This is a genomic window from Faecousia sp. (assembly GCF_048519415.1).
GTDB lineage: Bacteria > Bacillota > Clostridia > Oscillospirales > Oscillospiraceae > JAZOXB01.
Genome location: NZ_DBFZUT010000058.1, coordinates 1 through 7,634 on the forward strand (window position 1 = coordinate 1; position 7,634 = coordinate 7,634).

Annotated in this window: 6 protein-coding genes; all 6 read right to left on the reverse strand. The window is 62.4% G+C overall.

The window, feature by feature from the left end:
* Nucleotides 1–19: 19 nt before the first annotated feature.
* The 6 genes from ACMKFF_RS06295 to secA all read right to left on the reverse strand — a co-directional run bounded on the left by ACMKFF_RS06295 (nt 20) and on the right by secA (nt 7,545).
* Nucleotides 20–730 carry a hypothetical protein gene (locus ACMKFF_RS06295; protein ID WP_419496407.1) on the reverse strand — a complete coding sequence of 237 codons (711 nt, stop codon included), beginning with the start codon at nt 728–730 and terminating at the stop codon, nt 20–22.
* Between the two features lie 32 nt (nt 731–762).
* A complete protein-coding gene (locus ACMKFF_RS06300) occupies nt 763–1,476 on the reverse strand; it encodes a hypothetical protein (protein ID WP_419496408.1) in 714 nt (237 codons plus the stop codon).
* A gap of 33 nt (nt 1,477–1,509) precedes the next feature.
* Entirely contained in the window at nt 1,510–2,211 is a 702-nt protein-coding gene (locus ACMKFF_RS06305) for a hypothetical protein (RefSeq protein WP_419496409.1), read from the reverse strand.
* A 171-nt stretch (nt 2,212–2,382) separates the two neighbouring features.
* Entirely contained in the window at nt 2,383–4,005 is a 1,623-nt protein-coding gene (locus ACMKFF_RS06310; RefSeq protein ID WP_419496410.1) for an ABC transporter substrate-binding protein, read from the reverse strand.
* A 1-nt stretch (nt 4,006) separates the two neighbouring features.
* Nucleotides 4,007–4,810 carry a peptidoglycan editing factor PgeF gene (pgeF, locus tag ACMKFF_RS06315; RefSeq protein ID WP_419496411.1) on the reverse strand — a complete coding sequence of 268 codons (804 nt, stop codon included), beginning with the start codon at nt 4,808–4,810 and terminating at the stop codon, nt 4,007–4,009.
* Nucleotides 4,807–7,545 (reverse strand): preprotein translocase subunit SecA, encoded by a 2,739-nt coding sequence (secA, locus tag ACMKFF_RS06320; RefSeq protein ID WP_419496412.1) that lies wholly within the window; start codon nt 7,543–7,545, stop codon nt 4,807–4,809. The genes pgeF and secA overlap by 4 nt, the downstream gene beginning before the upstream one ends.
* Nucleotides 7,546–7,634: the final 89 nt, after the last annotated feature.

Sequence of the window (7,634 nt, forward strand, 5' to 3'; positions counted from 1 at the left end):
CTGCTGCTCATTTCTCATTTCATTTTCCTTCAGGATACAGCGTGATCTCCGCGCCGGTGCAGTCGGCCGGGACGGGGATCAGGCAGAGCATGCCGTTTCCGCGCACCTCTCCGACAGTCGGCGCGGACATCCGCAGGGTAATGTCCACCGTGCCGTCCTCCGCGCGGAGAACGACCGGGTCGAGCAGGGTGTCGCTGCCCAGACGGCAGAGGTCGATCAAAAGCAGCTTCTGCTCCGCAAAGAAGTCCGCATTGCCGAAGGCCTCCGCGGGCGCGCTGCAGGCCTCGTCCGTCAGGTGCAGCACCCCGTCCTCCGCGCGGCTGCGCAGATAGGAGCAGACCGTCTGCAGCTCCTCCTGCGACGTGACCCAGCGGCCGCCCGCAAGGAGCGCGTTTGCCTCCCATTTGACCTCGACGGCATCCGTCTTTGTCAGGTTCAGGACGGTCGACTTTGTGGCATGCGTCTGGTCCACCCACGAGTTGCTCGTCAGCTGCTCGACAGACGCATAGTACGGCACGAACACGATATCGGTCCTGTCCGTCTCCGTGTCCTCCTCCGCCGGAGTTTCGGCCCGGTGGATGGAGATGGCCTGCTTCGGCAGCATGCTGAGCGTCGAAACAAGCTCCTCGCCCTGCGTCTCGGGCATTGTCTCCTCCGTTGGGGCCGCCGCCGGTGCACAGGCCGAGAGGAGCAGCAGAAGTGCCGCAAAAAATCCGGATAATTTTCTCATAACGCGTCCTCCACGTTCCGAATGTCAGTCTCTTAAACCGTACACCGCTCCACGCGGTAGGTCTCTCCGATCGGGCTGGCGGCCAGGACATCCTCGATCGGGAACTCGATCTCCGTCGTGCCCGTGCCGGTGATGCAGAAATACTGCCGCTCCCGCGCGTGGGAGGTTGTGAGGATCTTATAGGTCATTTCCGAGCCGGACAGTTTGATATAGCCGTCGCGGAACTCAATGCGGGTAACGCCGGTACATTCCGTCACGGCATAAAATGCATCCCCGATCTCCGCACAGAAGGCACTGGGCGACGTCGTCGTCTCCATCGTAAAACTGTCACTGGCCGCAACCTCCCACACCTCCATCGGCAGGGTACCGGTACAAAAGCCATAAAGACCGGTGCTGTAAATCGCCAGATCGCCCTCCGGTCCGCTGTCATCCCCCTGACGGACAGTCTGCCCCTCCGCGTTGGTAATCGTGCAATCACAGTTCACGGAAACCTGAATCTTCACAGTATGCTCCGGACGCTCCGGTGGCTCCGTCGGGGCCTCCGTCTCCTCCGGCAAAGCCTCTGTCAGTTCCTCGGTAGGGGCCTCAGTTGGAGCCTCCGTCGGTGCTTCGGTAGGGGCCTCGGTAGGAGCATCCGTCGGCGCTTCGGTAGGGGCCTCCGTGGGCGGCTCGGTCTGAACTGCCGCCGGTGCGCAGGCCGTGAGGAGCAGGATAATAGCAGTCAAAAACACAAATGTCCTTTTCATTATATTTTCTCCTCTCTCGGGTGTAACGGTCAGTTAAACGGAGTAAATTGAAAATTTTTCTACCTGATAAGTCTCACTGAGCGCACCGGTACTTGCGATCTCACCCAGTGGGAATTCGATCTCCGTTGTTCCCGTACCGGTAATTTCAAAATAGTAATCCTCTCCTGCATCAAAAGTCGTGAGCATTTTATAGGTCATCTCCGAGCCAGTCAGTTTGATATAGCCATCGCGGAACTCAATGCGGGTAACGCCGGTACATTCCGTCACGGCATAAAATGCATCTCCGATCTCCGCACAGAAGGCACAGGGGGACGTCGTCGTCTCCAGTGTAAAGCTGTCGCTCGCCGCTACCTCCCACACTTCCATTGGCAGGGTCCCGGTATCAAAGCCATAAAGATCAATGCTGTAAACCACCAGATCGCCCCTCGGCCTGCCGTCATCTCCCTGTCGGGTGGTCTGTCCCTCTGCATTCGTGACTGTATAATCACAATTGTCAGAGACCTGAATCCTCACGGTATGCTCCGGACGCTCCGGCGGCTCCGTCGGGGCCTCCGTCTCCTCCGGCAAGGCCTCTGTCAGCTCTTCGGTAGGGGCCTCAGTCGGCGCTTCGGTAGGAACCTCTGTCGTTGCTTGGGTAGGGGCCTCCGTCGGCGGCTCGGTCTGAACTGCCGCCGGTGCACAGGCCGTGAGGAGCAGGATTAGGCTCAAAAGCAGGCAAAACAGCGTTCGTCTCATGGTCAGGCCCTCCGTTTCTTTTTGGGAAATCACTCGTTTCCCTTCTGACTGCAGGATACCATGTTTTTCCCCGTTCGTCAAGTGTTTTCGTACATTGCATTGTTACAATCTTAATTCCGCACCGTTTTTTTGCATAAAACAATCCCGCCGGGGAAACCGGCGGGATCGATATCAGGGTTCCTGCGTGGGGGCCGACGCATCGGTCGGCTCCGTGGGTTCGGCGGGGTCGGCCGATACATCCGTCGGTGTGGACGGCTCCGCCGCGCCGTCATAGGAGTGGTCGGCATCGGCCAGCGTGCGCGCCGTGGCGGCGTTGTGGAACACGCAGTCCACGCCCGGCGAGATGGAGGCGATCGCGCCGCGGCTGACGCAGACCTCGTAGCTCTTGAACACGATGGGGCAGAACGGCACGGTGTCGAGCAGGCGCGCGCAGAGGTCGGCATAGCTGCCGGAATTGCCCAGCGCCTGCGTGCAGAGGCTGGCCAGCGAAGCGTCCGCCACGGCCCCGTAGCTGAGCGCGCCGCCCGTGCGGAAGAATTCCGACAGGTCGAAATTTGCCGTCAGGCGGACCTCGCCGAGATAGGCGTCGTAATTACCCGCCTGCAGGGCGGCCACATAGGCCTCGCGGCCCAGCGAGCGGACCTTGAGAAAGAAGCCGTTTTCCTGCATGGAGGCGGCCAGATATTCCGCAGCGCGCACGCGCGCCGGGTCGTCCGAGCACACGAGCAGCACGGGACAGTCCGTTTCGGACGTCGGCACGCCAGCATTGTGGATGGCGGCCTGAAAGGCCGTGGCCGAATAGGCATACTGCGCAGCAAGCTGCGCGTCATAGAGGTCGGAGGCAGGCGAGCAGGGCAGCGTCGCCGCCTGCGCAAAGCCGTTATAGACGGCACTCGTCATCGCCTCGCGGTCGACGCCGTAGGTGAAGGCGCGGCGCAGCGCGACATTCGTGAACCAGCCGCTGTAGAGGTTGAAGCCGACATAGTGCAGGATGGGCGCCGGCGCTTCCCACGCCTCATAATCGCAGCGGTAGCCGACGGCTGCCGGGGAATTCGGGTCGCAGTACACAAGGTCCGTGCTGCCGAATTCGAAATTGTCGCGGATGTCGTTCGGCGTTTTGGCCGCCTGCAGCTCGATGGTCTCGGCCGTCACGGCCGGGGCCTGTGTCTGCCACCAGCGGCTGCTGCGCCGGAGCACCTCGCCGTCGAGATAATACGGTCCCGTGCCGAGCGGCGTGCTGCTCTGTACCGTCGCCGCAGAGACGATGGGCACATCGAGCATCAGGGAAAAATTCTCATACGCCGTGTCGAGCGTGACCGTCAGGGTGCGGTCGTCATCCGCCGTGACGGACAGCATATGCGCCAGCCTGCCGGAATAGAGCGCGCTCTGCTGCGCCGCACGCAGCGAGGCGGCGGCGTCCTGCGCCGTCAGAGGCGTTCCGTCGGAAAAGCTTACGCCGGAAACAAGGGTATAGCGATAGGTCTTCCCGTCCTCCGAGGCCGTGAAGCTCTCGCAGAGCAGCGGCTCGGCGCGGAAATGCGACGAAACGACGAACAGGCTCTCATACAGCAGCGAAAACGCCGCGCGGTTCACCGTTGCCGTGCAGGTATAGGGGTTGAAGCCGTGCTCCGGCAGGTAGGACAGGCCGAACGTCTTCGGCGCGGCGGCCGTCTCCGTCGGGGCTGCCGCAGTCTCCTCCGTCGGCTGCTCCGTGGCCTGCGTGGGCTGACCGGCCGCAGAGCAGGCGCACAGCAGCAGAGCAAGCAGCAGGCAGAGGGCAAGCAGTCGCTTCATATCAGCCCTCCTCCCGCAGCCGGATGATGGCCGCCAGCGAGCCGCGGGCATTGCCCACGCGCCGGTGCGACCAGAATCGCTGCGGCTGGCAGGCCGTGCAGTCGGCGCTGACGTCGATGCACGTCACCCCGGCGCGGCGCAGCCAAATAGCATTGAGCCGCTTCAGGTCGACATAGAATTTTGCTCCGGCGGGCCGGATGGCCTGCCCGGCCTCGCTGCCGAGGGCGGCGCGCATGGCATCCGGCACATCGGCATCCGTCTCAAAGCAGCACGGGCCGATGCAAGGACCGATGGCCGCGCGGATGTTCTCCGGACGACAGCCGAATTCGTGCTGCATGGCCTCGACCGCGCGGGCCGCAATGCCCGCCGCCGTGCCGCGCCAGCCCGCATGGGCCGCGCCGATGGCGCGTGCTATTGGGTCAAACAGCAGCACGGGCGTGCAGTCGGCGGAGAAAATTGTCAGTGCAACGCCCGGCTCGTTCGTCACGAGGCCGTCGACGCCGTGCTCCGTCTCCCGCTGCAGGCCGCGGCCGCAGTCCGCGCGGCCGACCCGCTCGACGATGGCGGAATGCACCTGCTTCGTGAACACGGTCTCCTCCGGCGCAAAGCCAACGGCCCTGCCGAGACGGGCATAATTCTCCAGCACGTTTTCCGGCCGGTCGCCCCGGCGCGTGCCGAGGTTCAGGCTGGCGAGCGCGCCCTCGCTCACCCCGCCGAAGCGGGTGGAAAAGCAGTGGGCCGCGCCGTCCAGCACATCGCTCGTCAGGTATTCCAGCTCTCCTTCTCGATGGACGCGGAAGCTCATGACTTGGCCTCGTCCTTGTCGCGGCAGCAATACTTGTATTTCTTGCCGCTGCCGCACGGGCACGGATCGTTCGCGCCGATCTTGATCTTCTTCACGGGCTGCTGCTTGACGGTCTTGTCGGCAGCGCCGCCGGTCGCCGTGATCTTTGCGACCTGCTTGCGGCGGATATCCTCCTCCGTGCGCAGACGGAACAGATACAGGCGGCGGACGGTCTCCTCGCGGATGGCGTTGATCATGCCGTCGAACATCGCAAAGCCCTCGCGCTTATACGCCACGACCGGATCAGTCTGCCCGTAGGCGCGCAGGCGGATGCCCTGCTTCAGGTCCTCCATGGCGTCGATGTTGTCCATCCAGTACTCGTCGACGACGCGCAGCAGGATGATGCGCTCGATCTCGCGCATGCGCTCCGCACCAAACTCCTGCTCGCGCGCGGCATAGGTCTGGCGGAAGAGCGGATAGAGCTGCTCCTTCGCCTCGTCGCGGCTCAGGCCGGGCTGCGGGGCGAATGCGCCCTTCGGATAATAGACGCCCTCAAATTTTGCGTTGATCTGCGCCAGCTTCTCCGGGTCGTCGCAGTGGTCGGCACCGGCGAAGGCATCCTCGACCTCGGTGTCGATGACATAGTGGATCATGCCCTCGATCGTCGAGGAGAGGTCCTCGCCGTCGAGCACCTTCTGGCGCTGCTCGTAGATGACCTGACGCTGGGTATTCATGACATCGTCGTATTCCAGCACGTTCTTGCGCATCTGGAAGTTGCGGCTCTCGACGTTCTTCTGCGCGTTCTCAATGGCGTTGGAGAGCATCTTGGCGTCGATGGGCGTGTCCTCGTCGATGCCGAGCGAATTCATCATGTTCATGATGCGCTCGGAGCCGAACAGGCGCATGATGTCGTCCTCGAGCGACAGATAGAAGCGCGTTTCGCCGGGGTCGCCCTGACGGCCGGCACGGCCGCGGAGCTGATTGTCGATCCGGCGGGACTCGTGGCGCTCCGTGCCGACGATGAACAGGCCGCCGGCCTCGCGCACGCGCGCGGCCTCCTCGGCGATCTCGGCCTTGTGCTGCGCCAGCAGCTGCTTGTAGCTCTCGCGCACGGCGAGAATCTCGGGATTTTCCGTCTCGGCATAGGAATTGGCCTCTGCCACCAGCTCGTCCGGCAGGCCCTGCTTGCGCAGGTCGGCCAGCGCCATGTATTCGGCATTGCCGCCGAGCATGATATCCGTGCCGCGGCCTGCCATGTTCGTGGAGATCGTCACGGCGCCGAACTTACCGGCCTGCGCCACGATCTCGGCCTCGCGCTCGTGGTGCTTGGCGTTCAGCACGGTGTGCGGCACGCCCTCGCGCTTGAGGAGCTTCGAGAGATACTCGGACTTTTCAATGGAGATGGTACCGACCAGCACGGGCTGGCCCTTGGCGTGGCAGTCCTTGATCTGCTGGATGACGGCGCGGAACTTGCCCGCCTCCGTCTTATAGACGACGTCGTTGTGATCGACGCGGATAACGGGCCTGTTCGTCGGGATCTCGACGATGTCGAGCTTGTAGATGGCGGAGAATTCCTCCTCCTCGGTCATGGCCGTGCCGGTCATGCCGGAGAGCTTGGCATACAGGCGGAAGAAATTCTGGAACGTGATGGTCGCAAGCGTCTTGTTCTCGCTGGCGACGGACACGCCCTCCTTGGCCTCGATAGCCTGATGCAGGCCCTCGTTATAGCGGCGGCCGTACATCAGGCGGCCGGTGAATTCATCGACGATGATGACCTGGCCGTCCTTGACGACATAGTCGATATCGCGCTTCATGACGCCGCGGGCCTTCATGGCCTGATTGATGTGGTGCACGAGCGTCGTGTTCTCCACATCCGACAGGTTCTCCACGCCGAAATACTTTTCGGCCTTGGCGATGCCGCTGGCCGTGAGCGAGACGGTGCGGGACTTCTCCTCGACATAGTAATCGCAGTCGAGGTCGTCCTGAATTTCCTTCTCGTCCGTCGTGGCAAACACCTTGCGGCGCAGGCCGGAGACGAAGAAGTCGGCCATTTCATAGAGCTTTGTCGATTCCTCGCCCTTGCCGGAGATGATAAGCGGCGTACGGGCCTCATCGATGAGGATGGAGTCGACCTCGTCGACGATGACGAAGTTATGGCCGCGCTGGACCATGTCCTTCTTATAAAGAGCCATGTTGTCGCGCAGATAGTCAAAGCCGAGCTCGTTGTTCGTGCAGTAGGTGATATCGGCAGCATAGGCGGCGCGGCGCTCGTCCGGCTTGAGATCGTGGACGATCAGGCCGACCGTGAGGCCGAGGAAGCGATAGACCTTCCCCATCCATTCCGAGTCGCGCTTGGCCAGATAGTCGTTGACCGTGACGATGTGCACGCCCTTTCCCGTCAGGGCATTGAGATAGGCAGGCAGGATGGCGACCAGCGTTTTGCCCTCGCCGGTCTTCATCTCCGCGATGCGGCCCTGATGCAGCACGATGCCGCCGATGAGCTGCACGCGGTACGGCCGCATGCCGAGCACGCGGTCCGCCGCCTCGCGGCAGACGGCAAACGCCTCGGGCAGGAGGTTGTCGAGGTCCTCGCCGCCCTGATAGCGCTTGCGGAACTCGTCCGTCTTTTCACGCAGCTGCTCATCCGTCAGCGCCTTCATCTCGTCCTCCATAGACTCGATGCGCGTGACGAGCGGCATAAGCTTCTTTACTTCACGCTCCGAGCGGGTGCCGAAGATTTTTTGAATGATTCCCATAGGATGCAAGACCTTTCCGTCGGATTTTCATCCGAAATTATATCACAATCCCCCACATAAGAAAAGTAAAATGCGGGGAAAGAAACAGA

What these genes read in the sequence shown, in the direction of transcription:
- ACMKFF_RS06310 (WP_419496410.1), bottom strand. Translation starts at nt 4,005, where the DNA reads ATGAAGCGACTGCTTGCCCTCTGCCTGCTGCTTGCTCTGCTGCTGTGC.
- ACMKFF_RS06300 (WP_419496408.1), bottom strand. Translation starts at nt 1,476, where the DNA reads ATGAAAAGGACATTTGTGTTTTTGACTGCTATTATCCTGCTCCTCACG.
- pgeF (WP_419496411.1), bottom strand. Translation starts at nt 4,810, where the DNA reads ATGAGCTTCCGCGTCCATCGAGAAGGAGAGCTGGAATACCTGACGAGC.
- ACMKFF_RS06305 (WP_419496409.1), bottom strand. Translation starts at nt 2,211, where the DNA reads ATGAGACGAACGCTGTTTTGCCTGCTTTTGAGCCTAATCCTGCTCCTC.
- secA (WP_419496412.1), bottom strand. Translation starts at nt 7,545, where the DNA reads ATGGGAATCATTCAAAAAATCTTCGGCACCCGCTCGGAGCGTGAAGTA.
- ACMKFF_RS06295 (WP_419496407.1), bottom strand. Translation starts at nt 730, where the DNA reads ATGAGAAAATTATCCGGATTTTTTGCGGCACTTCTGCTGCTCCTCTCG.